Below are 26,150 nucleotides of genomic sequence, written 5' to 3'. Positions count from 1 at the left end.
CCTCATGACCGCCGCGCCGGGACGCCCGCCTTGGGCATTGCTACAATGCCCGGCTTTCCCGGATGCAGGGCTTGCCCGTTCATGTTCGAGCTTTTTCATGCCTGATCGCGCCGATAGTGCCGCGCCTTCCGATGGTCTGCATGGCAATCGTCATGACAACCGCCATGGCAACGATGTGCCGGTGGCGCAGGACCGCATCTTCGACGGTCTGGCCGACAAGTTCGCCTCTAGCCTGTATGCCAGCGCGCGCGGGCGTATCCGCCTGGCGGTGCTGACGCCGCTGCTGGAGCAGGCGTTGCCGGCGGATGGTTCGGCGGCACTGGATGTCGGCGGTGGTCTGGGCCAGATGAGCGCCTGGCTCGCTGCCCGGGGGCATCGGGTCACCCTGGCGGAGCCCTCCGCCGAGATGCTGGCCCGGGCTCGCGAGACTCTGGCGCAAACCCCGTCGGCGATGCCGGTGCAGGCTCTGCAGGCGCCGCTGCAGGCGCTCGGCGAGCTGGCCCCCGGGCCGTGGCCGCTGGTGGTGTGTCATGCGGTGCTGGAGTGGCTGGCCGACCCGGAAGCCGGGCTGCGCCAGCTCGCGGCACTGCTGGCGCCGCAGGGGCGGCTGTCGCTGATGGTGTTCAACCGCGATGCGCTGCGCTTTTCCAACGTGGTCAAGGGCAATCTCGACAAGGCCATGGAGGATCGCCTGTCGGGTACCGGTCAGCGCCAGCGGCTGACGCCGATCTCGCCGCTGACCCATGCCGATATCGTGCGCTGGTGCGGGGCCTGCGGGCTCGAGATCGAGCGTGTCGCCGGGGTGCGCATCTTCCATGACTACCTGCGCGAGCGCGAGCCCAGCGAGGCCGACCTGGCCAAGCTGATTGCGCTGGAGCGCCGCTACTGCGAGACCGAGCCGCACTGGCGTCTGGGCCGCTACCTGCACTATCTGATTCGTCCCGCTGTCCCCGCCGGGAGCGAACCCCTGCGAGACGCGCACCTGCAAGGAGAGAGCCGATGAAGGCACAAACGCCCCCGTGTGAACTGCTGGCGCGCCAGGACGCGGACTACCGCGGCTGGCTGTGGGTGGCGCCGCCGCGGGATAGCTGGCTGGAGAGCGGCGAGGGCGTGGTGTGGAGCGCCGATCTCGGCGTGGTGAACGCGTGGCGGGCGGCCGGGCGCGAAGCCCACGCGGAGCTGGCGCTGCCGCCGCTGGCGCCCCCCGGCGCGGTGCTCTTCTGGCCCAAGAGCCACGCCCTGGGCGAGTGGTGGCTACGCACCCTGAGCGCGACCCTGCCCGCCGGCACCCCGATCCAGGTCGTCGGTGAGCACCAGGGCGGGATCAAACGAGTGCCCAAGGTACTCGCATCCATGGGCCACGCCTGCCGCAAGCTGGATAACGCCCGCCGCTGCACCCTGTTCGCGACCGAGGCGGGAGAGGCCACGCCCGACCCGGAGGCGGGCTGGGAACGCTTCGAGACCCACGGGCTGGCGCTGGCGACCCACCCGGGGGTGTTCGGCCACGGCAAGCTCGATGATGGCACCCGGCTGCTGTTGGAGACGCTGGAAATACTCGCCGAGCGCGGCGAGCTGCCTGCCGGGCCTACCCTGGATATCGGCTGCGGCGACGGCATCCTGGCGGCGTGGCTTTCGCGCCGTGGTCAGGCGGTGACGGCCACCGATGTCAGTGGCTTTGCAGTGGCGGCAACCCAGCGCACCCTGGCGCTCAATCAGTTGGAAGGGGAGACGCGTCAGAGCGATGTGTTCGAGGCGGTGCCGGAGCGTTTTGCGCTGATCGTCAGCAATCCGCCGTTCCATCAGGAGCGGGCGGTCGACTATGGCCCGGCGGCACGTCTGATCGAGGAGGCGCCGGCGCATCTCGAGGCTGGTGGGGTGCTGCTGCTGGTGGTCAACGCCTTCCTGCCGTATCCCGACTGGCTGACGGCGGCGTTCGGTAAGTTCGAGACCCTCGCCGATGATCGCCGTTATCGGGTCTATCGTGCGTTCAAAAGCCGCCGCTAGCCTGCAGCTCGCCGACGATTTTCAGCGCGCGCTGGTTGGCGGCGCCGACGTCGATGGGCTGAATGCCGAGGGCTTGTAGTCGCGCCCAGGGAATCTCGTTCCAGTCGCCGTGCTCCAGCTTGATCGCGGTGTCGAGCAGCGCGCCCAGCGGCCCCTCGTGCAGCAGCAGGGCGGCGTTGATCGTGGGGTGCAGCGGTAGGATGGCGACCAGATCCTTCAGCGGGCGGTCGAAGAACGCCTCGAGATAAGAAAACAGGCCAACGATGAAAGCGCGTTCGGAGAGCTGCGGGTCGTCGATCGCCAGCTCCCGGCAAAGGCTTGCCCGGGTCAGCGCCAGCTGGCGCAGCGAGTGGGGCTTGTCGTTCAGCTTGCTGAGCGCCAGCAGCGTGGCCAGGCTGCGGACCCGCTGAATCCCGACCAGCCTCACCGCCTGGTGCAGCGAATCGATCTCGCCGGGGCGCTGATATTGCGTGGTATTGACCAGATGCAGCAGGCGCATGCCGAGCGCCGGGTCGCGCTCGATCGTCGTGGCGACATGGCGGGTGCCGATATCGGGCTGGTTGAGTTCGGTGATCAGCTTGAGGATGGTCAGGCGGGCGGTGGTCACCGGCTTGCCGTGGACGATCTGCGGGCGTGCCAGGAAGTAGCCCTGGAAGTAGTCGCAGCCGGCGTCGAGACAGTGCTCCAGCTCCGCTTCGGTTTCGAGCTTCTCGGCCAGCAGCTTGAGATGGGGGTGGTGTCGCCGCAGTTGGTCGATGATCCAGTAGAACTCATCGTTCGAGTAGTGGGGATACTCCAGCTTGACGATATCCACCAGCGGCAGGAAGGGGTGGGTGGCATCGTGCTCGGTATAGTCGTCCAGCGCCAGAGTGAAACCCTTTTCACGCAGCTCCATGAGGCGCTGGCACACGGCGGTGGTGCAGGGGGTGTCTTCGAGGATCTCCACGACCATGTGCACGTTGTCGAACGGAATCTCGCCGGCCAGGGTATCCGCGGTGAAGTTTACATAGAGCTGTTTGCCCTGGCCCACGGTCTTCAGATCGCCCTGGGTGAAGGCATTGAGCAGCACGGTGCTGGTGGCGCGATTGCCGTCGAAGGGGAGCGGCATGGGCCCACCGTCGGTGGGGCGGAACAGCAGCTCGAAGGCGACGATCTCACGCGAGCTGTCGAAGATCGGCTGACGCGCGAACAGCACCGAGGGCTGATGAGGGTCGGAGAGCGCTGACATGGCAAGCTCCTCATGAGTGTCGGGCCTGGCCACTGCCGCCCCTGCAGGGCGTTCTATCGGCCGTTACCAATCAAGTTTGAAGGCGGCTTTGGTTGCGAGGCCCGATTCAGCCTGGTGCGTAGTCGATCGCGGTGATGATGTAGTGGGTCTCGCCGCCCGGCGCGGCGACCACGACGTCGTCGTCCAGCGCCTTGCCCAGCGCGGCCTGAGCCAGCGGGGCGTCGATGCTGATCCAGTGCTTGGCAGTGTCGGTCTCGTCGTGGCCGACCAGACGGATCGACAACTCCTCGCCGTCGTCGTCCTCGAGGGTGACGAAGGCGCCGAAGTAGACCTTGCCAGTGTCTGCGGGCAAGCGATCGACCACCTGCAATTCATCGAGGCGCTTGCGCAGATAGCGGATGCGCGCGATGACCCGATTGAGCTCTTTCTTGTTATAGGTGTAGTCGGCATTCTCGCTGCGGTCGCCCAGCGCGGCGGCTTCGCCTACCTTGGCCGAGAGCTGGGGGCGTTTGACCCGCGAGAGGTGGTCATGGATACCCTGCAATCGATCATAACCCTGAGGGGTGATCAGGTTGCTCTTTTTCTCCTGGCGCGGATCCTTCTTGGGATCGCGCCAGCGGGTCATGTTGCGTCCTTGCATGCGTTGTCTCTGGAGGGGCTTGCTGACAGTGGCTGGCCATTTAGATTAACGCATCGAACGGCGCCGCGACCACGCGCGTAAGCTCCCTCGGAACTGGATGCGACTAAAACACAATGGCCGTGCATTCAAACGCTCGTTAGATTTTCCCCAGGATCGCAACCGGAGCGACGACTCATGCCACGCTTTACCAAGACGATGATGGGCATCACCGCTGGGGTAGTGCTGAGCGCGGGGCTGATCGGCAGCGCCGCAGCCCAGCAGAACGAGCTCTTCCCGCTGATGCAGCGCTGGGGCAACGTCGAGTACGAGATGCAGGGCGATGCCCAGCAGCGTGCCTTCGAGAGCCTGGTCAAGGAGGTCGATGCGCTGGCCCAACGCTACCCCGATAACGCCCACGTGCTGACGGCGCAGGGCGTGGTTCTGGCCTCCTACGCCAAGGCCAAGGGTGGGCTGGGGGCGCTGGATCTGGCCAAGCAGGCGCGCAAGGCGCTGGAGCGGGCGATCCAGATCGACCCCCAGGGCGAGAACGGTTCGGCCTATGTCACCCTGGGTGCGCTCTATCAGCACGCGCCGGGCTGGCCCATCGCTTTCGGCGACGACGACAAGGCAGGGGAGCTTTTGAAGCGTGCGGTGGAGATTCGCCCCGACGGCATCGATACCAACTTCTACTATGCGCAGTACCTGGAAGATCAGGGTCAGCACGCCGAGGCCCGCCAGTACGCCGAGCGGGCGGTGGAAGGGCAGGCGCGTAAGGGTAGAGCCTCGGACGAGGCGCTGCGTCAGGAAGTGCGGCAATGGCTGGCGCGGCAAGGCTGAACGTCTCGAGTCGCGTGTCTCTGGCCGCGGCTCTCGCATCTCTGGCCTAGACGCGTGGAGCTCGAACTTCCTTTCCAGAACCCCGGCTCTTCAAAACTCTGGCTCTTAAAAACTACAGCTCTTCAAAACTCCAGCTCTTCAAAACTCCAGCTCTTCAAGACCTCTGTCCTTGAAAACCTCGCTACCCGCCCCCGAGAGACGTCGCTGCCGACGCCTCCCGGTTCGCTGTCGTGCGGGCCGGGTCAGTAGAGCTTCGCCTTGAGCAGTGGCTTGAGCAGGTAGTCCATCACGCTGCGTTCTCCGGTCTGGATATCCACCTGGGCGATCATGCCGGGGATGATCGGCAGCGCCTCGCGGCCGTGCTCGAGCGAGCCGCTGTCGGTGCGGATATAGACCTTGTAGTAGGACTCCTTGCCGCGCGGCGTCTCCTCCTCGATGGTGTCGGCGCTGATCTGCTCCACGCTGCCGCGCAGGTCGCCGTAGATGGTGTAATCGTAGGCGGTGATCTTGACGCTGGCGGGCATGCCGGGGGCGAGAAAGGCGACATCGCTGGGCTGGATCTTGGCTTCGATCAGCAGCCGGTCCTCCAGCGGGATCACCTCCATGATCGTCTCCCCCGGCGGCACCACGCCGCCACGCGTGGTGTAGTTGATGGCGTTGACCCGGCCATGTACCGGCGAGCGGATCTCGGTGCGCTCGAACTGATCGCGCTTCTGCACCAGCACCTGCTCGAGCGAGGCGAGTTCGCCTTTCTTGTCGGTCAGCTCGGTGTAGGCATCCTGCACGTAGCTGTTCTGGATCTCGGCGCGCTTGCCGCGCAGCGAGGCGATATCCTGGCGCAGCTGCAGGGCCTCCATCTGGCTCACCGCCTGACGCGCCACCAGCGGCTCGATCAGCGCGAGCCGGCGATTGGCCATGCCGATCTCATGCTCGAGCGAGTCGGTGGCGGCGCGTAGCTTGTCGCGACGGGCACGGAATAGCTCGCGCTCTGACTGGGCCAGCGAGCTGTCCGGGTCGATCTCGGCGGGGAACTCGATCGACTCGCGTTCGAGGACTTCCGACTGCAGCCGGGCCACGGTCGCCTGCAGCGCGACCACCTGATTGCGGGTCTCGCGGTAGGCGCTCTCGAAGCGGGTGCCGTTGAGCTGTACAAGCAGTTGCCCCTCATCGACGATGTCCCCCTCCTTGACCGGGATGCGCGCGATGATGCCGCCCTCCAGGCTCTGGATCGTCTGGATGCGGCTGACCGGCACCACCCGGCCCTCGCCATGGGTGACCACGGCGATCTCGGCCCAGGCCGCCCAGCCGATGAAGCTCGCCAGCGCCAGCAGCACCACCCAGAGCGTGGGGCGTGCCAGCGGGTGGCGCAGGCTTTCGCTGGGGTCCCCCAGGTCGCGGCGCAGGCGCGCGTCCTCGTAGTGTGTCGACATCAGCTGGCCTCCCGTTTACCCGCGACCTGGTTGCCCGACACCATCTGCTCGATGCTGCCCTGATTGGCGAGCCGGCCGTCGCGCAGCACGATGGCCCGCTCGGTGAGCGCCAGTAGCGGCCGCTTGTGGGTCGAGACGACCAGCGTGCGCCCGCTCATCCAGCGCTGCAGGAACGCCACGGTGTGCTTCTCGCTGGCCTGGTCGAAGGCGGCGGTGGGTTCGTCGAGCAGCACGATACGCGGATCCTGCAGGACCAATCGCGCCAGCCCGATCGCTTGGCGCTGGCCGCCGGAGACGCTGCCGCTGGACGCGATCGGCAGCTCCAGTCCCAGCGGATGCGCGCGTACGAAGCGGCCCAGGCCGACGCCGTCGAGGGCCTGGAACAGCTCGTCGTCGCTGTAGCCGCCGCCATCCAGGGTGAGGTTGTCGCGCAGGGTGCCGTAGAACAGCGCGATATCCTGGGGCAGGTAGCCGATGGCACGGCGGCGGTCGGCGGTGTCGATCTGTGCCAGGTTGACGTCGTCCAGCATCACCCGGCCACCTTGCGGCTCGGCGAAGCCAGAGAGCAGCCGCAGCAGGGTCGACTTGCCGGCGCCGTTGCCGCCGAGCAGTGCCACCCGGGCGCCCGCTTCCAGGCGCAGCTCCGGAATCTGCAGCGCTGGCGGGGCGTCTTCTCCGTGACGCACCACGATCTCCTCCAGGCGGTAGTCGCCGCGCAGCGCGGGCTTGCGCACGCGCTGGCCGCTGCCGCCCTCGGTGGGCGCCCGCATCATCTCGTCCAGCCCTTCGATCGCGGCCTTGACGTGCTGCCAGCGCGCCAGCAGGGCGCTGGTCTGGGCCATCGGAGCGATCGCCCGTGAGCCCAGGATCGAGCAGGCGATCAGCGCGCCGATAGTCATCTCTCCCGCGCTGATGCGATAGACGCCGACGATGACGATGCCGACATAGCCGAGCTGCTGCAGCATCGAGGCGGCGTGACCGAGCAGGCTGGTGGTGGCGCGCAGGCGGATCGAGGCGCTGGAGAGCTGCGCCGAGAGCGACTCCCACAGCGCCAGGTTGCGCCCTTCGGCGCGGGTCGCCTTGAGCGTTTCGAGCTGATCCAGCGACTCCAGCAGAACGCCGTTGCGCACCGCGCCCTCGCGCAGGTTCTCCCGCGCCAGACGCGCCAGATGACGCTGCAGCAGCAGCCCGGGGAGAATCATCCCGGCGATGGCGGCCACGGGTACCCAGGCCACGGGCCCACCGATCCAGGCGATCAGCAGTACGAAGACCAGCACGAAGGGCAGATCACTGATCGCCCCGGCGGTGGCCGAGGTGAAGAACTCACGCACCGATTCGAACTCGCGCACCTGGCTGGTGAAGGCGCCGGTGGAGGCGGGCTTGGCCGCCAGCTTGAGCCGGGTCGCCTGGGCGAACAGGCGCGAGGAGAGGGTGAGATCGAGACGCTTGCCGATCACCTCGAGCAGGTGGGCGCGTAGCCCCTTGAGCACGAACTCCAGCACCACCGCCAGAGCCACCCCGCTGGCGAGCACCCAGAGGGTGTCGAAGGCCGCGTTGGGCACCACGCGGTCGTAGACCTGCATCGCGAACAGCGCGGTCGAGATCGCCAGCAAGTTGGCGGCCAGCGCGGCCATGCCCACTTCGGCGTAGGCTGGCCAGCAGGCGCGCAGCGGCCCCTTGAGCCAGTGCTCGGGTGCGGCCTTGGCGAAGCCCTCGGCGCGGTCGTCGTGGCGGTGGCGCGGGCGGGCGAAGACCGCCAGGCCGGCGTAGCGCGCCTCCAGCGTCTCGCGGCTGAGCGTCTGGATACCGCCGCCGGTCTCGGGGATGGCGACCTCGGCGCTGTCGTCGTCGAGGGTTTCCAGCAGCAGCGTGCTGCCGTCATCGAGCAGCAGCAGCGCCGGCAGCAGGGTGGCCGGGAGACCGGTCAGCGGGCGCGACATCACCCGCGCGCTGACATCCGCGCGGCGTAGCGCGCGTGGGACCTCTGCCAGCGGCAGCTTGCCCTGGACCAGCGGCAGTCCATCGCCGAGCTGGCTGACGGAGGTCGGGCGCTCGAGGCGCGCGCAGAGCAGCACCAACCCGTCGCGCAGCGGGTCGCTGTCGGCGCTGCTGGTGCTTTTGGCGTTGTTGGCGTTATCGCTGTTGGCGTTGGCGGCGGTCATGGCAGTTTCTCCCGGCGCGGGTCGCCATCACTCGCGGCGGCTGCCGTGCTGGCGGTGGGTGGCAGCGGCAGAGCGTCGGCGATCAAGGGATGAATCAGGCCGAGCTGGGCGGCGGCGCGATACTCGATGCGCTTCTGCTGGCTCTCCACGTCGATCAACTGGCGGCGTGCGTTGAATGCCTCCTGGCGGATCGTCAGCAGGTCATTGATATCGCGCAGACCGACACCGAACTGATCCTGGTAGAGCGTGCCCACCGAGTCGGCTTCTCGCGCCTGCTCGACGAGCACTTGCTGACGCTGGCGATAGACCTCGGCGTTCTCGATCAGGGTCAGGACTTCGCGCCGAATCTCGCGGCGGCTTTCTTCGATACGATAGGTGGCGGCCTCGAGACGCTGACGCGAGGCCTTGGGCCGCTCGAAGCTGGCCAACCCTTGCAGGGTATCCATGCGCAGGCGCAGGCCGATCACCGAATCGTTCTGCAGGTCGCCACCGATCTGGCGCCGCTGCAGCGAGCCTTCGAGATTGAGCTGCGGCTTGAGCGCGGCCAGGTCTTCATCGAGGGTCGCTCTGGCCTGCGCCGCCTTGGCCTGCGCCTGGCGGTAGGCGGGCGCCTGGGCGATCCAGTCGTCCAAGGTGCCGCTGGCCTCCAGCCGGCGGGTCAGCGTGGCCGGGTCCGGCGCGGTGAGGTCGTCGGCTGCCAGCCCCACCAGCACGCGAAACTGGCGCCGGGCATCGGCCAGCTCGCCGGCGGCGGTGATCCGGTCATCACGCGCCTGGGCCAGGTCGAGCGCCACCCGGGCGCGCTCGCTGCGGTCGGTGTAGCCCTGCTGGCCGCGGGCCTGGGTCAGCTCGTCGAGTGCCGTGAGGCTGTCGATATAGCGCTGTGTCAGCGTCACCCGGCGCTGGGCAGCGAGAATATCGAGATAGCTCTCGGCGATCTCGAGCGCGGCCTTCTCCTCGGCCACGCCGAGGGCCCGGCGGGCCTCCCGGGCGGCGGCATCGGCATTTTCCACCTGGCTCTCGACACGCCCCCAGTCGTAGAGCATCTGACGGGCCGAGGCGTCGTAACCCCACTCGCGGAAGGGGAAGTCCTCGGGCCCTGCGGAGAGGCTCAGCTCGGGGTAGTAGCCCCAGCGGGCGATATCGACCTCGGTACCCGCGCTCTCGAGATCGGCCACGGCGGCGCGTACCGATGGGTTGATCGCCAGGCCGCGGCGGATCGCCTCGGCCAGGGTCAACCCGGCGGGGGGCGATATCGGCTGTACGTCCGACGCTGGGGGCGTCGGCGTCCCGGCCGCGACCGGTGACGCCGACCACGCCGGCGCCGGCAGGGTGATGCGCGGTGGCGTGGCCGGGTGCAGCGACGCGGCCTGCCACCAGCCGGCGTGGCTGGCCGCTGCCGCTGGCGGTGTCAGGCTCGCCAGCAGCAGCAGCGTGGAAACGGAAGACAGTCCCCGGTGTCGGGGAGCTGCCACGAGGGCGCGTCTCGCGCGTGGCGCCATGGCGCGGGGTCGTGCGTAGCTGCGCATGCATTCTCGATCTGTCAGATTCGACTCGCGGGGCGCCGGCTGGCGCCCCGATCCCTTGCGCTAGTCACGCGGCCGATTCAGGTCTCCACGACGATGGTGTTGTGTTCCACCTGCAGCGTGGCGTCGCCAAAGGTGTATTGGTCATAGGCGGTTCCCTCCAGCGTCACGCTGCCGGTGAGCGTGGCGCCCTGAACGCTCAGGGTGTCTTGCTCGTCGCCGGTGATCTGCAGCACGTTGTCGTCGTCGGTCATGTCGAGCACGTTCTGAGCGCTGAGCGTGGCGCGACTGCTGCCATCGCCGCTGCCCAGATCGAGCCGCTCGATGTTGCCGATCGATCCGATGCCGCCCGCGATCATGTCGAGATCGATACCGCCATCCAGGACCAGGGTGTCGAAGCCGTCGCCACCGTCGACCGAGGCGAAGGCGTTGCCGCTGACCACGATGGTGTCGTCGCCGGTGCCGCCATCAAGGGTGTCGGCGCCGTTGCCGCCGATCAGGAGATCGTTGCCGGCGCCGCCGTTGAGCACGTTATTGCCGGAGCCGGCGTTCAGCAGATCATTGCCATCACCACCGTTGAGGGTGTCATTGCCGGCGTAGCCGTAGAGCCGCTGGCCGCTGTCAGCGGCGTTCAGCACGTCGTTGCCGCTGCCACCTTCGAGCAGGAAGTCGCTGCCATCCAGTCCCAGCAGGCGGTTGATCGCCTGGAGACTGACCAGGTTGCCGGCGGCATCTGCGGTGGTGGTGCCGGAGATATCCGTGGCGGCGACGGTAAAACTCCCCAGCGCGCTCAAGCCGGCGTCCAGATTCAGCCCGGCTAGATCGAGCGAGCCGGTGTCGAGCTGCAGTGTGGCGAGGAATTCGTTGATCTCCAGGTTGTCGAGCGTGCCGCCGTCGCGCGCAGTGATGGTGATGGTGGTATTAGGCACCAGCACCCCGGCGAGGGCGCCGGTCTCTACGTTCACCTGATAGCCGAAGGCCTGCGCCATCGCCGTCGAGTAGGTAAAGGCGACGCTGCCGAGGGAGAGCGCGGCGAGTGCCTGATAGGTGATCTCCACCTGTCGCAGGTCGTTATCGGGGTCCAGCGCGATGAACGACTGTTGATCGAGGTCGATGATGCCGAGCGCCTCGACACCGAGCAGCCCCAGCAGGGAACCATCGTCGGCCTGCACGATGGGCGCGTTGGCGCTGGTACTGTCGGTGCTGTTGCGATCGACGGTCACGGTGGTGGTGTCGGTGTCGCCGTCACCATCGACCACCGTCGCGTCGACCACGGTCTGGTCCGGCAGCTCGGCGCTGGAATCGACGGTCTCGCGATTGACCAGCAGATTGCCGTTGGCCAGCAGATTGTTGATGATCGCCGCCTGGTTGGCGCCGAACTCGCCTACCAGATCGCTACCTTCGATGCGAATCACCTGATCCGCCTGTGCCTGCGCCGAGGCTTCGGTGATGCCGTCGGCGAACGCTCCCTCGGAACTCACGTAGAGCACGGTGGTGCCGCCGACCAGGGCGAAGAAGAGGTAGCTGGTGAGGTTGCCGGCGGTGGTGCCGCGGGCGCGGCCGCCCTCCAGCAGGCCGCGCAGATCGAGCCGATCACCGCCACCGCGCACGGGTTGCGCGCTGAAGTCGGTGATGGTGTCGGTGGCGGCGGCGCCGACGCTACCGGCATCTCCGGACTGCCACAGGAAGGTGTCGTTGCCCGCGCCGCCGGTCAGGGTGTCGTTGCCACGTCCGCCGATGACCACATCGTTACCCGCGCCGCCGATCAGGGTGTTGGCGCCGGTACCGCCCAGCAGCCAGTCATTGCCCTCGCCACCGGAGAGGCTGCCGCTGGCGCTGGCGACCACCAGCACGTCGTCGCCAGCGGTGGCGGTCGGGTCGATGATGCTGCCTGCTCCACCCCCACTACCGGTCAGTAGATCGACGTTGAGCCCGCTGGTGTCGGAGGTGGTACTGGTATTGCCGGCGGCGTCGGTGGCGGAGAGCGACAGCGACGAGCCGGTCAGCGAGAGGATATTGACCCCGGACTGCTCGAGCCGGACGGTCGAGAGCAGGGCGTTGAGCTGCTGGTTGCTGATGGTGCCGCCATTGAGCCCGGTCAGAGTGATCGAGGCGTTCATCGACGAAATGATCCTGATGCCGAGGACCGTGGTCTGCTGGATATTGCTGGTCAGCTGGACATCGACGCCCAACGCCTGGGCCAGGGTCTGCGAGTAGGTGAAGGCCAGGCTGGCATTGCCGACCGCGATGTTCAGGCCCAGCAGGCTGCCGGTCGCGGTATTGATGGCGACCCGCGTGGTGTCGTTGTCCGGGTCCGATACTTGGAAGGCCTGGTTGCTGCTGTTGGAGACCAGCCCGCCGACCGCATCCACGCCGACCAGGCCTAGCAGATCGTTCGACGGATCGAGGCTGACCTGTGGTGCGCTACCCAATGCCACGCTGCCGTACTGATACTCGCCGGTGGTCATGTCCACGATCAGCGTCTCGGCGTTGCCGATCTCGATCGTCAACTGGCCGCTGTCGGCATCGAAGCTCTGCTGCAGTGCGAAGGTATCGCTACCGCTGGTGGTGACACTGGCGCTGTCCGGGTCATAGGTCAGTGTGTAGCCGCCGATACCGAGGCTCTGCACATAGCCGCCATCGGCGCCGAAACTGGCCACCAGGGTGCCGCTCGCCGAGGTGCCCTCCGTACCCAGGCCGAAGACCTGATCCGCTGCCGCGGTCGGGGTGGCATCCTCGACATCGAAGGTCAGCGTGCCGCTGCCGAGATTGCCGGTCAGGTCGGTGACCGCGATATCGAAGCCAAGGCTGAGCACGTCCGCGCCTGCTGCGAGATGATCGAACGGACGCGATTGCGTGAAGGTGTAGCTGCCGTCGCTGGTGATCTCGAGCACCGCGACCTCGGCGCCGCCGGCACTGCCGCTCAGGCGATAGGTGCCGTTGTTCTCGGTGAGGCTCCAGCTCACGCTGACGCCAGCGCTGGTGATACCGCTCGGGGCGCTGATATCCAGCTCACCCACGCCGCTGCCAGTGGCAAAATCGAGCGTGCCGGTGGTGGTGATGGCGGGGACGAAGAACAGCTCGGACTCCGAGATCGGTACCGCGGTGTCTTCGACGGTGGGTGCCGTGAGATCCACCTGCACTGGGCCCAGGTTGCCGACTGGGCTGATGTTGCCCGCGACGTCGGTCTGGCGTACCTGTACGGCGCCATCGGCATAGGTGCCTTCACCCAGCTCGAAGCTGGCGCCGGTGCCCGTGGTCCAGGTGGTACCAGCGTCGGTGGAGTACTCCCAGGTGGCGTTGGCTTCGAGGCCGTCGACATTGACCGTGGCGTCGTTGGTGATGCCGTCGGTGATATCCGCGCCGGTATCAGTGGCCAGAGAGATCGTTGGTGCAGTCGGGGCGCTGAGATCCACGACGACCGGGCCCAGGTTGCCAACCGGGCTGGTGTTGCCCGCGATATCGGTCTGACGGACCTGCACGGCACCGTCGGCATAGGTCCCTTCACCCAGCTCGAAGCTGGTGCCGGTGCCCGTGGTCCAGGTGGCACCGCCGTCAGTGGAGTATTCCCAGGTGGTGTTGGGTTCGAGGCCATCGACAGTCACGGTGGCGTCGTTGGTAATGCCGTCGGCGATATCCGCGCCGGTGTCAGTGGCCAGCGAGAGCGTCGGTGCGGTCGGTGCGCTCAAGTCGACCGTAATTGGTCCCAATGCATCGACGGGGCTGACATTGCCGGCGACGTCGGACTGGCGCACCTGCACATCGCCATCGGCGTAGGTCCCTTCACCCAGCTCGAAGCTGGTGCCGGTTCCGGTGGTCCAGGTGGTACCGCCGTCGGTGGAGTATTCCCAGGTGACGTTGGCTTCGAGGCCATCCACGGTCACGGTGGCGTCGTTGGTGATGCCATCAGCGATGTCCGCGCCGGTATCTGTGGCCAGCGAGATCGTCGGTGCGGTCGGGGCACTGAGGTCCACGACGGCCGGGCCCAGGTTGCCAACCAAGCTGGTGTTGCCCGCGATATCGGTCTGACGGACCTGTACGGCACCGTCGGCGTAGGCCCCTTCACCCAGCTCGAAGCTGGTGCCGGTGCCCGTGGTCCAGGTGGTGCCGCCGTCGGTGGAGTATTCCCAGGTGGCGTTGGCTTCGAGGCCATCGACAGTCACGGTGGCGTCATTGGTGATGCCATCGGCGATATCCGCGCCGGTATCAGTGGCCAGTGAGAGCGTCGGTGCTGTGGGTGCGCTTAGGTCCACGACGACCGGGCCCAGACTATCGACAGGGCTGGTGTTACCGGCGACGTCGGTCTGGCGGACCTGCACATCGTCATCGGCATAGGTGCCTTCACCCAACTCGAAGCTGGTACCAGTGCCCGTGGTCCAGGTGATACCAGCATCGGTGGAGTACTCCCAGGTGGCGTTGGCTTCCAGGTCATCGACAGTCACGGTGGCATCGTTGGTGATTCCATCAGCGATATCCGCGCCGGTGTCAGTGGCCAGCGAAATCGTCGGTGCGAGGGGGGCGCTAAGATCCACGACGACCCGGCCCAGGTTGCCGACTGGGCTGACATTGCCCGCGACGTCGGTCTGGCGAACCTGCACATCGCCATCGGCATAGGTGCCTTCACCCAACTCGAAGCTGGTGCCGGTGCCCGTGGTCCAGGTGGTGTCGCCGTCGGTGGAGTACTCCCAGGTGGCGTTGGCTTCGAGACCGTCAACACTCACGGTGGCGTCATTGGTGATGCCATCGGCGATATCCGCGCCGGTATCAGTGGCCAGCGAGAGCGTCGGTGCGATCGGGGCACTGAGGTCCACGACGACCGGACCCAGACTATCGACAGGGCTGACGTTGCCCGCAACGTCGGTCTGGCGCACCTGCACATCGCCATCGGCGTAGGTGCCTTCACCCAGCTCGAAGCTGGTGCCGGTGCCCGTGGTCCAGGTGGTGCCGCCGTCGGTGGAGTACTCCCAGGTGGCGTTGGCTTCGAGGCCGTCGACAGTCACGGTGGCGTCATTGGTGATGCCATCGGTGATATCCGCGCCGGTGTCAGTGGCCAGCGAGATCGTTGGTGCGAGGGGCTCGCTCAAGTCGACCGTGATCGGCCCCAAGGTATCGACTGGGCTGGTGTTACCCGCGATATCGGTCTGGCGCACCTGCACATCGCCATCGGCATAGGTCCCTTCATCCAGCTCGAAGCTGGCGCCGGTGCCAGCGCTCCAGGTGTTGCCGCCGTCGGTGGAGTACTCCCAGGTGGCGTTGGCTTCCAGGCCGTCGACATTGACCGTGGCATCGTTGGTAATGCCATCGGCGATATCCACGCCGGTGTCGTTGACTAGCGAAATCGTCGGCGCGGTGGGCGCGCTAAGGTCCACGACGACCGGGCCCAGGTCGCCAACCAAGCTGGTGTTGCCCGCGACATCGGTCTGGCGTACCTGTACGGCGCCATCGGCATAGGTGCCTTCACCCAGCTCGAAGCTGGTGCCGGTGCCAGTCGTCCAGGTCGTACCAGCGTCGGTGGAGTACTCCCAGGTGGCGTTGGCTTCGAGGCCATCGACATTGACCGTGGCGTCGTTGGTGATGCCGTCGGTGATATCCGCGCCAGTGTCATTGGCCAGCGAGAGCGTCGGTGCGGTCGGTGCGCTCAAGTCGACCGTAATTGGTCCCAAGGCATCGGCCGGGCTGACATTGCCGGCGACATCGGTCTGGCGGACCTGCACATCGCCATCGGCATAGGTCCCTTCAGCCAACTCGAAGCTGGCGCCGGTGCCAGCGCTCCAGGTGTTGCCGCCGTCGGTGGAGTACTCCCAGGTGGCGTTGGCTTCGAGGCCGTCGACAGTCACGGTGGCGTCGTTGGTAATTCCGTCGGCGATATCCGCGCCGGTGTCAGTGGCCAGCGAGAGCGTTGGTGCAGTCGGGGCGCTGAGGTCCACGACGACCGGGCCCAGACTATCGACAGGGCTGACGTTGCCCGCAACGTCGGTCTGGCGAACCTGCACATCGCCATCGGCATAGGTGCCTTCACCCAACTCGAAGCTGGTACCAGTGCCCGTGGTCCAGGTGGTACCAGCATCGGTGGAGTACTCCCAAGTGGCATTGGCTTCGAGGCCGTCGACAGTCACGGTGGCGTCGTTGGTAATGCCGTCGGCGATATCCGCGCCGGTGTCAGTGGCCAGCGAAACCGTCGGTGCGAGGGGAGCGCTCAAGTCGACAGTAATTGGTCCCAAAGCATCGACAGGGCTGATATTGCCGGCGACATCGGTCTGGCGGACCTGCACATCGCCATCGGCATAGGTGCCTTCAGCCAACTCGAAGCTGGCGCCGGTGCCAGCGCTCCAGGTGTTGCCGCCGTCGGTGGAGTACTCCCAGGTGGCGTTGGCTTCCAGGCCGTCGACAGTCACGGTGGCATCGTTGGTAATGCCATCGGCGATATCCGCGCCGGTATCGCTGGCTAGCGAAATTGTCGGTGCGAGGGGCGCACTGAGGTCCACGACGACCGGGCCCAGGTCGCCAACCAAGCTGGTGTTGCCCGCGATGTCGGTCTGGCGTACCTGCACATCGCCATCGGCATAGGTCCCTTCATCCAGCTCGAAGCTGGCGCCGGTGCCCGTGGTCCAGGTGGTGTCGCCGTCGGTGGAGTACTCCCAGGTGGCGTTGGCTTCCAGGCCGTCGATAGTCACGGTGGCATCGTTGGTAATGCCATCGGCGATATCCGCGCCGGTGTCAGTGGCCAGCGAGAGCGTCGGCGCGGTGGGCGCGCTCAAGTCGACCGTGATCGGCCCCAGGCTATCGACAGGGCTGATGTTGCCGGCGACATCGGTCTGGCGTACCTGCACATCGCCATCGGCATAGGTCCCTTCACCTAGCTCGAAGCTGGTGCCGGCTCCGGTAGTCCAAGTGGTACCACCGTCGGTGGAGTACTCCCAGGTGGCGTTGGCTTCCAGGCCGTCGATATTGACCGTGGCATCGTTGGTGATGCCATCGGCGATATCCGCGCCGGTGTCATTGGCCAGTGAGATCGTCGGCGCGACAGGTGCGCTCAAGTCGACCGTGATCGGCCCCAAGGCATCGACCGGGCTGACGTTGCCCGCGATATCGGTCTGGCGGACCTGAACATCGCCATCGGCATAAGTCCCTTCACCCAGCTCGAAGCTGGTGCCGGTTCCGGTAGTCCAGGTGGTACCACCGTCGGTGGAGTACTCCCAGGTGGCGTTGGCTTCCAGGCCGTCGACATTGACCGTGGCGTCGTTGGTGATGCCGTCGGCGATATCCGCGCCGGTGTCAGTGGCCAGTGAGATCGTCGGTGCGAGGGGGGCGCTAAGGTCGATGCTCAGTGAGAATGGAGCGCTCTCTTGAGACGTGTTGCCCGCAGCGTCGGTTGCTGTGACCGTGAAGTCATAATTGCCCTCGCCAAGCGCTGCCGGTGTGTAACTCCAGTTGCCGGTGTCATCAGCGATTACCGTGTCTAGCTGGATACCTCCCAGGAAAATCGTGACGGTGCTGCTAGCTTCCGCGCTCCCTCTCAAGGTGGGCGTCGTGTCGTTGGTGCTGTCGCCATTGGCGAGATTTCCGACAGGGTCCACGTCGTCGACCGCGAAGTCGATCATGGGTGTAGGCGGTGGCGTCGTATCGTCGAGGTCGACATCCACATTTTGAGAGTCGGTACCGCCGATATTGCCCGCCACGTCTGTCGCCGTCGCCTGCACCTGCGTCGCGTCGGCGAGGGGAGTCGCTGGCTGGAACGACCAGTCACCGTTGGCATTGGCGGTGACCTCACCTAGGAACGTTTCGTCGCCATCGGTCAATGTGATCGTGCTATTGGGTTCGGCAGAGCCGGTGATGATCTGCCCGTTGGTCGGATCGATGGTAGGCGCGGGAGGCGGTGTGAGGTCGATAGTGACCTGGTCGAGATTGCCTACGCTGCTATTACCCGCCACATCGGTCTGGCGGACCTGCACATCGCCATCGGCATAGGTGCCTTCAGCCAGTTCGAAGCTGGTACCAGTGCCCGTGGTCCAGGTGGTGCCACCGTCGGTGGAGTACTCCCAAGTGGCGTTGGCTTCCAGGCCGTCGACAGTCACTGTGGCGTCATTGGTAATGCCATCGGCGATATCCGCGCCGGTGTCAGTGGCTAGCGAGATCGTCGGTGCGACAGGTGCACTCAAGTCGACAGTAATTGGCCCCAAGGCATCGACGGGGCCGACGTTGCCCGCGACATCGGTCTGGCGCACCTGCACATCGCCATCGGCATAGGTCCCTTCACCCAACTCGAAGCTGGTGCCGGTTCCGGTAGTCCAGGTGGTACCAGCGTCGGTGGAGTACTCCCAGGTGGCGTTGGCTTCCAGGCCATCGACATTGACCGTGGCATCGTTGGTAATGCCATCGGCGATATCCGCGCCGGTATCAGTGGCCAGCGAGATTGTCGGTGCGAGGGGGGCGCTCAAGTCGACCGTGATCGGTCCTAGACTATCGATAGGGCTAACGTTGCCCGCGACGTCGGTCTGACGCACCTGCACATCGCCATCGGCATAGGTGCCTTCATCCAGCTCGAAGCTGGTACCAGTGCCAGTGGTCCAAGTGGTGCCGCCGTCGGTGGAGTACTCCCAAGTGGCGTTGGCTTCCAGGCCGTCGACAGTCACGGTGGCATCGTTGGTAATGCCATCGGCGATATCCGCGCCGGTATCAGTGGCCAGTGAGAGCGTCGGTGCGGTGGGCGCGCTCAAGTCGATAGTAATTGGTCCCAAAGCATCGACGGGGCTGACGTTGCCGGCGACATCGGTCTGGCGCACCTGCACATCGCCATCGGCATAGGTCCCTTCACCCAACTCGAAGCTGGTGCCGGTTCCGGTAGTCCAGGTGGTACCAGCGTCGGTGGAGTACTCCCAGGTGGCGTTGGCTTCCAGGCCGTCGACAGTCACGGTGGCATCGTTGGTAATGCCGTCGGCGATATCCGCGCCGGTGTCAGTGGCCAGCGAGAGCGTCGGTGCGGTCGGTGCGCTCAAGTCGACCGTAATTGGTCCCAATGCATCGGCCGGGCTGACGTTGCCCGCGACATCGGTCTGGCGAACTTGCACATCGCCATCGGCATAAGTCCCTTCACCCAGCTCGAAGCTGGTGCCGGTTCCGGTAGTCCAGGTGGTGCCGCCGTCGGTGGAGTACTCCCAAGTGGCGTTGGCTTCCAGGCCATCGACATTGACCGTGGCATCGTTGGTAATGCCATCGGCGATATCCGCGCCGGTATCAGTGGCCAGCGAGATCGTCGGTGCGAGGGGGGCGCTCAAGTCGACAGTAATTGGTCCCAAAGCATCGACAGGGCTGATATTGCCGGCGACATCGGTCTGACGCACCTGCACATCGCCATCGGCGTAGGTCCCTTCACCCAACTCGAAGCTGGTGCCGGTTCCGGTAGTCCAGGTGGTACCAGCGTCGGTGGAGTACTCCCAGGTGGCGTTGGCTTCCAGGCCATCGACATTGACCGTGGCATCGTTGGTAATGCCATCGGCGATATCCGCGCCGGTATCAGTGGCCAGCGAGATTGTCGGTGCGAGGGGGGCGCTAAGATCCACGACGACCGGGCCCAGGTTGCCAACCGGGCTGGTGTTGCCCGCGATATCGGTCTGGCGGACCTGCACATCGCCATCGGCATAGGTCCCTTCAGCCAACTCGAAGCTGGTGCCGGTGCCCGTGGTCCAGGTGGTGCCAGCGTCGGTGGAGTATTCCCAGGTGTCGTTGGCTTCGAGGCCGTCGACAGTCACGGTGGCGTCGTTGGTAATGCCGTCGGCGATATCCGCGCCGGTATCGCTGGCCAGCGAGATCGTTGGTGCGACAGGTGCGCTCAAGTCGACCGTGATCGGCCCCAGGCTATCGATAGTGCTGATATTGCCGGCGACATCGGTCTGACGCACCTGCACATCTCCATCGGAGTAGGTCCCTTCATCCAGATCGAAGCTGGTGCCGGTGCCCGTGGTCCAGGTGGTGCCGCCGTCGGTGGAGTACTCCCAGGTGGCGTTGGCTTCGAGACCGTCGACAGTCACGGTGGCATCGTTGGTAATGCCATCGGTGATATCCGCGCCGGTGTCAGTGGCCAGCGAGATCGTTGGCGCAGCTGGAGCGCTGAGATCCACGACGACCGGGCCCAGGTTGCCAACCAGGCTGGTGTTGCCCGCGACGTCCGTCTGGCGCACCTGCACATCGCCATCGGCATAAGTCCCTTCACCCAGCTCGAAGCTGGTGCCGGTGCCCGTGGTCCAGGTCGTGCCACCGTCGGTGGAGTACTCCCAGGTGGCGTTGGCTTCGAGGTCTTCGACATTGACCGTGGCATCGTTGGTGATGCCATCGGTGATATCCGCGCCGGTGTCGTTGGCCAGCGAGAGAGTCGGTGCGGTCGGTGCGCTGAGGTCCACGACGACCCGGCCCAGGTTGCCAACCAAGCTGGTGTTGCCCGCGATATCGGTCTGACGGACCTGCACATCGCCATCGGCGTAGGTCCCTTCACCCAACTCGAAGCTGTTACCAGTGCCCGTGGTCCAGGTGGTGCCGCCGTCGGTGGAGTATTCCCAGGTGGCGTTGGCTTCGAGGCCGTCGACAGTCACGGTGGCATCGTTGGTGATGCCATCGGTGATATCCGCGCCGGTATCAGTGGCCAGCGAGAGCGTCGGTGCGGTGGGTGCGCTGAGGTTCACGACGACCGGGCCCAGACTATCTACCGGACTAGTGTTGCCGGCGACATCGTTCTGGCGCACCTGCACATCGCCATCGGCGTAGGTCCCTTCACCCAGCTCGAAGCTGGTACCAGTGCCCGTGGTCCAGGTGGTACCAGCGTCGGTGGAGTATTCCCAGATGGCGTTGGCTTCGAGGCCGTCGACAGTCACGGTGGCATCGTTAGTGATGCCATCGGCGATATCCGCGCCGGTATCAGTGACCAGTGAGATCGTTGGCGCAGCTGGAGCGCTGATGTCCACGACGACCGGGCCCAGGTTGCCAACCGGGCTGGTGTTGCCCGCGATATCGGTCTGACGGACCTGCACGGCACCGTCGGCATAGGTCCCTTCACCCAACTCGAAGCTGGTACCGGTGCCAGCGGTCCAGGTGGTACCAGCATCGGTGGAGTACTCCCAGGTGGCGTTGGCTTCGAGGCCGTCGACATTGACCGTGGCGTCGTTGGTAATGCCATCGGCGATATCCGCGCCGGTATCGTTGGTCAGCGAGATCGTCGGGGCGAGGGGCTCGCTCAAGTCGACAGTAATTGGCCCCAAGGTATCGACAGGGCTGACATTGCCCGCGATATCGGTCTGGCGAACCTGTACGGCGCCATCGGCATAAGTCCCTTCACTCAGCTCGAAGCTGGTGCCGGTGCCCGTGGTCCAGGTGGTGCCGCCGTCGGTGGAGTATTCCCAAGTGGCGTTGGCTTCGAGGCCGTCGACAGTCACGGTGGCATCGTTGGTGATGCCATCGGTGATATCCGCGCCGGTATCAGTGGCCAGCGAGAGCGTCGGTGCGGTGGGTGCGCTGAGGTTCACGACGACCGGGCCCAGGTTGCCGACTGGGCTGGTGTTGCCCGCGATATCGGTCTGACGGACCTGCACGGCACCGTCGGCATAGGTGCCTTCACCCAGCTCGAAGCTGGTACCAGTGCCCGCGGTCCAGGTGGTACCGCCGTCGGTGGAGTATTCCCAGGTGGCGTTGGCTTCGAGACCGTCGACAGTCACAGTGGCGTCGTTGGTGATGCCATCGGTGGTATCGATACCGCTATCGGTTTGGAGAGCGACCGTCGGTGCGGTGGGCGCGCTCAAGTCGACCGTGATCGGTCCCAAGGCATCGACGGGGCTGACATTGCCTGCGACATCGGTCTGACGGACCTGCACGGCACCGTCGGCGTAGGCCCCCTCAGCCAGCTCGATGCTAGTGCCGGTTCCCGCGGCCCAGGTGGTGCCGCCGTCGGTGGAGTATTCCCAGGCGGCGTTGGCTTCGAGGTCGTCGACAGTCACGGTGGCATCGTTGGTGATGCCATCGGTGATATCCGCGCCGGTATCAGTGGCCAGCGAAATCGTCGGTGTAAGGGGGTCGCTCAAGTCGACAGTAATTGGTCCCAAGGCATCGACGGGGCTGACGTTGCCCGCGACATCGGTCTGGCGAACTTGCACATCACCGTCGGCATAGGTCCCGTCACCCAGCTCGAAGCTGGTGCCGGTGCCCGTGGTCCAGGTGGTGCCGCCGTCGGTGGAGTACTCCCAGGTGGCGTTGGCTTCGAGGCCGTCGACAGTCACGGTGGCATCGTTGGTGATGCCATCGGCGATATCCGCGCCGGTATCAGTGGCCAGTGAGATCGTCGGTGCGGTTGGGGCCGTGGCATCGATGTTCAGCGAGAACGCTGCACTCTCCTGAGATGTATTGCCCGCCGCATCAGTGGCGGTGACCGTGAAGTCATAGCTGCCGTCAGCCAGTGCATCTGGCGTAAACGACCAGTTGCCCTCGGCATCGGTCATCGTGTTGCCCAGCAGCACGCCGCCGGCGAACACGCTGATACTACTACCGGGCTCTGCGCTGCCGCTTAGTGCGGGTGTGTTGTCATTACTGATGTCACCGCTGGCCAGGTCGCCGGCGGGGGAGACGTCGTCGACCACGGTATCGATAGAGGGCGCGTCAGGCGGAGTGGTGTCCACATTGATGGCGAATGGGCCGCTGGGCTGGGATGTCTGTCCCGTGGGATCGAAAGAGAGTGCCCGGAAAGTGGTGTTGCCGCTGGCCAGCCGCGAAAGGATGCGGAAGCTCCAGTTACCGAAGTTATCGGCTTGAGTCTCTCCCAACATTTGCATGCCGCTGCCACTATCCGCCCAAAGCTGTACGCGGTTGGTCGCTTCTGCGGTGCCAATCAGCGTCGGCATGGTGTCGTTGGTGGTACCGCCATCTCCGACTTCGCCGGTGATGGGAGCTTCGGTATCCAGAGACGTGATGATGACCGGGTCTGCCGGCGGACGGTTATCTACCAGGTCCGAGTCGACGGTGGCGCTACCGGGATCGCTGGCGTTGCCGGCGGCATCCGTTGCGACGGCGGTGACGGTACTGCCATCGGCCAGTGGCGTATCCGGTGCGTAGGACCAATTACCATTGCGGTCCACGTTCACCGTGGCGAGTTCATTGTCATCGCCATCGGTCAGGGTCACCGTGCTGCCGGCTTCGGCCGTGCCGGTGACGATCTCGCCGTCGGTCGGATTGACGACCGGCGCCGCGGGCGGCTGGGTATCGACCGTCAGGGTGAAGGGGGCGCTGGCCGGCGAGTCGTTGCCGGCGCTATCGGTGGCGGTAAAGGTGAAGTCGTAATCACCCTGGGCCAGTGCGTCCGGCGTGAAGCTCCAGTTGCCCTGGGCATCGGTGCTGGTCGTGCCAATTGCATTGCCATTGGCGTAGACCGTCACGGTGCTGCCGGCTTCCGCGCGGCCGGTGAAGCGCGGGGTGGTGTCATTGGTGCTGTCGCCGCTGGCGAGCGCACCGGTCTGCGGCGTGACGTCGTCGCTGACGGTGGTCAGGGTCGGCGCGGCCGGCGGGGTGGTGTCGTTGAGATCACCCTCCACGGTGGCCGAGGTCGGTGCGCTGGCGTTGCCGGCGGCATCCGTGGCGACGGCGTTGACCGCGCTGCCGTCGGCGAGCGCGGTGCCGGGCTGGAACGACCAGTTGCCGTTGGCATCGGTGGTGGTGGAGCCGATGGGATTACCGTCGCCATCGGTCAGGGTCACCGTGCTGCCGGCTTCGGCCGTGCCGGTGACGATCTCGCCGTCGGTCGGATTGACGACCGGCGCCGCGGGCGGCTGGGTATCGACCGTCAGGGTGAAGGGGGCGCTGGCCGGCGAGTCGTTGCCGGCGCTATCGGTGGCGGTAAAGGTGAAGTCGTAATCACCCTGGGCCAGTGCGTCCGGCGTGAAGCTCCAGTTGCCCTGAGTATCGGCGCTGGTCGTGCCGATTGCATCGCCATTGGCGTAGACCGTCACTGTGCTGCCGGCTTCCGCGCGGCCGGTGAAGCGCGGGGTGGTGTCATTGGTGCTGTCGCCGCTGGCGAGCGCACCGGTCTGCGGCGTGACGTCGTCGCTGACGGTGGTCAGGGTCGGTGCGGCCGGCGGGGTGGTGTCGTTGAGATCACCCTCCACGGTGGCCGAGGTCGGTGCGCTGGCGTTGCCGGCGGCATCCGTGGCGACGGCGTTGACCGCGCTGCCGTCGGCGAGCGGGGTGCCGGGCTGGAACGACCAGTTGCCGTTGGCATCGGTGGTGGTGGAGCCGATGGGATTACCGTCGCCATCGGTCAGGGTCACCGTGCTGCCGGCTTCGGCCGTGCCGGTGACGATCTCGCCGTCGGTCGGATTGACGACCGGCGCCGCGGGCGCGCTGAGATCGATGGTAATGGCGCCTAGATTGCCGACCGGGCTGGTGTTGCCAGCGCTATCGGTCTGACGTACCTGAATGGCACCATCGGCGCAGCTTCCCGCCGGCAGTTCGAAGCTGGTGCCGGTTCCTGTGGCCCAGGTCGTACCACCGTCCGTGGAATACTCCCAGGTCGCGTTGGCTTCAAGGCCCGAAACGTTGACTGTGGGGTCCCCGGTAATGCCGTCATCGGTATCTGCGCCGGTATCGGTGGCCAGTGACAGTGTCGGGGCGCTCGGCGGTAGAGTGTCGCCGCCATTCCCCTCACCGCCATCGTTGCCACCATCGTCAGGGGCATCGCCACCACCGCCATTGTTGCCACCATCGTCGGGGGCATTTCCGCCGCCGCCGCCACCGCCACTACCTGCTGCCACCGCACCCGCTACACCCACCCCGGCGGCGATGGCCGCGATGCCGGCGGCGGAAAGGCCGCCACCACCGGCGGTATCGCCGGCGAGCGCGAGAAGGCCCGAACTGTCATCGAGCGGGATATAGTCGGCAACGAGTAAACCATTGCTCTGGGCAACACCGAGATCCGCCAGATAAAGTTGGTTATCCTCACCCAGCAGATAAAGTTGGCTGGTGGCCGTTTCGCCGTAGCCGTAGAAATCGGTGATACGCAGGACCTGACCATCTGACAGCGTTACGATCAGGTCGTCGCCTTGGCGTACCACTTCTCCGATCTGGTCAGGAGAGAGCTTTAGCAGCACGTTGCTAGGCTGCTCGAGTGAGAGTGTGCCGTTATCGACGTTGATCAACGGGGCCTGGTTCAGATCTTCTGAGCGAGCGCTAACCCTGGCGGAGACGGTCATGTGGCTTACCCCTGCGTGAGATAATGATTTATATGTTTGAATTATAAGTGCGTAAGGTCATGCTTATTAGTTGCTGCTAATTACACTTAGTTTGTCTGTGCGGCCCCTTCAATGGTGTGATTGGTAAATAAGTGTTACCTGATGTAAAGGGTCGGATTTTTCTTTCAAAAACAGTCTCGTCTTCTTCTTATTAGTAGTTTCTGAATAAAATTGACCAGGGTTATTGTATAAATATGTAGATGAGATAGAGGTTTCTATTAACTGGGTGGGGCGCTTTCTCTAGCCTGACAAACGTAGGCGAGGTGCTGGTGCCATTGATGCACTTGGCCGTACTAGCGTCGGCCGAGCGCGCTTTCTTCCCGGCTGGCGCGCAAGCATCACCTCGAGTGGCTTGGCCACGCCGGTAGCGGTGGTTGGAAACCCGGTTATCTGCCTCAATAGAGGGAGGCTACCGATGACAGGAGCACAAGCATGGCGCAGCATCCCCAAGAGCCGGGTCGGTTCGACGCCGATGACGTGGAGCGGTTGGAAACCGAGCTGATCTATGACGGGTTCTTTGCGCTGGAGAAGCGCCGTCTGCGTCACCGCCTCTTCAACGGCGGCTGGAGCGAGGCCATGGACCGCGAGGTCCATGTTCGCCGCGATGCGGTGGGGGTACTACTCTACGATCCGGCGCTCGACCGCGTCGTGCTGGTAGAGCAGATCCGGGCGGGAGCGCTCGACGACGCGCGCTCGCCCTGGAAACTGGAGCCCGTGGCGGGGCTGGTCGAGGCCGGTGAGTCGCCGGCCGAGGTGGCACGCCGTGAGGCTAAAGAAGAAGCCGGGTGCGAGATTGATGAGTTGATCGAGCTACACCGGTACTATCCCAGTCCAGGTGCCTGCACCGAGCAAGTGACGATGTTCTGTGGTTTGATCGATAGCTCGGGCGTAGGCGGCGTGCACGGACTCGACATCGAGCACGAAGACATTCTGGTTCACGTCATGCCGTTCCCGGAAGCCTGGGACCGGCTGATGGCGGGTGATTTGGACAATGCCATGGCGTTGATCGGTTTTCACTGGCTGGCGCGCGAGCGCGCAGGGCTGAGAGCACGGTCATAGCGGCTTCATCGCGGTCGACGCCAGGCCC

General features: G+C 65.6%; 10 protein-coding genes. 4 read left to right on the top strand and 6 right to left on the bottom strand.

The window, feature by feature from the left end:
• The first annotated feature begins 97 nt into the window (after positions 1 to 97).
• Together J0A90_RS04930 and J0A90_RS04925 are read left to right on the top strand one after the other, a co-directional pair.
• Positions 98 to 1,003, top strand: coding sequence for a methyltransferase domain-containing protein (locus tag J0A90_RS04930; protein ID WP_207031837.1), 906 nt, complete (start codon positions 98 to 100; stop codon positions 1,001 to 1,003).
• A complete protein-coding gene (locus J0A90_RS04925) occupies positions 1,000 to 2,004 on the top strand; it encodes a class I SAM-dependent methyltransferase (RefSeq protein ID WP_207031835.1) in 1,005 nt (334 codons plus the stop codon). The genes J0A90_RS04930 and J0A90_RS04925 overlap by 4 nt, the downstream gene beginning before the upstream one ends.
• Here J0A90_RS04925 and J0A90_RS04920 read toward each other — a convergent pair.
• Together J0A90_RS04920 and greB are read right to left on the bottom strand one after the other, a co-directional pair.
• Entirely contained in the window at positions 1,988 to 3,232 is a 1,245-nt protein-coding gene (locus J0A90_RS04920) for an EAL and HDOD domain-containing protein (RefSeq protein WP_207031833.1), read from the bottom strand. The two genes, J0A90_RS04925 and J0A90_RS04920, sit on opposite strands and share 17 nt — an antisense overlap.
• Positions 3,233 to 3,338: 106 nt before the next feature.
• Positions 3,339 to 3,872 (bottom strand): transcription elongation factor GreB, encoded by a 534-nt coding sequence (greB, locus tag J0A90_RS04915; RefSeq protein ID WP_207031831.1) that lies wholly within the window; start codon positions 3,870 to 3,872, stop codon positions 3,339 to 3,341.
• A 174-nt stretch (positions 3,873 to 4,046) separates the two neighbouring features.
• Between greB and J0A90_RS04910 the strand changes: the two genes are divergently transcribed.
• Positions 4,047 to 4,688 carry a hypothetical protein gene (locus J0A90_RS04910; protein ID WP_207031821.1) on the top strand — a complete coding sequence of 214 codons (642 nt, stop codon included), beginning with the start codon at positions 4,047 to 4,049 and terminating at the stop codon, positions 4,686 to 4,688.
• A gap of 242 nt (positions 4,689 to 4,930) precedes the next feature.
• Here J0A90_RS04910 and J0A90_RS04905 read toward each other — a convergent pair whose 3' ends face one another.
• From J0A90_RS04905 to J0A90_RS04890, 4 genes are all read right to left on the bottom strand, one after another.
• Positions 4,931 to 6,118, bottom strand: a complete 1,188-nt coding sequence (locus tag J0A90_RS04905) for an HlyD family type I secretion periplasmic adaptor subunit (RefSeq protein WP_207031819.1) — start codon at positions 6,116 to 6,118, stop codon at positions 4,931 to 4,933.
• Positions 6,118 to 8,280, bottom strand: coding sequence for a type I secretion system permease/ATPase (locus J0A90_RS04900; RefSeq protein WP_207031817.1), 2,163 nt, complete (start codon positions 8,278 to 8,280; stop codon positions 6,118 to 6,120). The genes J0A90_RS04905 and J0A90_RS04900 overlap by 1 nt, the downstream gene beginning before the upstream one ends.
• Positions 8,277 to 9,755 (bottom strand): TolC family protein, encoded by a 1,479-nt coding sequence (locus J0A90_RS04895; protein WP_207031816.1) that lies wholly within the window; start codon positions 9,753 to 9,755, stop codon positions 8,277 to 8,279. Before J0A90_RS04895 ends, J0A90_RS04900 begins: the two co-directional genes overlap by 4 nt.
• A 131-nt stretch (positions 9,756 to 9,886) precedes the next feature.
• Positions 9,887 to 25,024, bottom strand: a complete 15,138-nt coding sequence (locus J0A90_RS04890; protein WP_233076507.1) for an Ig-like domain-containing protein — start codon at positions 25,022 to 25,024, stop codon at positions 9,887 to 9,889.
• A 471-nt stretch (positions 25,025 to 25,495) separates the two neighbouring features.
• Here J0A90_RS04890 and J0A90_RS04885 point away from each other — a divergent pair, with 471 nt between their 5' ends.
• A complete protein-coding gene (locus J0A90_RS04885) occupies positions 25,496 to 26,122 on the top strand; it encodes an NUDIX domain-containing protein (protein ID WP_207037306.1) in 627 nt (208 codons plus the stop codon).
• The last annotated feature ends 28 nt before the right edge of the window (positions 26,123 to 26,150 follow it).

This window comes from Salinicola sp. DM10 (assembly GCF_017306975.2).
Lineage (GTDB): Bacteria > Pseudomonadota > Gammaproteobacteria > Pseudomonadales > Halomonadaceae > Salinicola.
The sequence above is the reverse complement of the archived record's forward strand: the minus strand, read 5'-3'. Positions and strand labels throughout refer to the sequence as shown.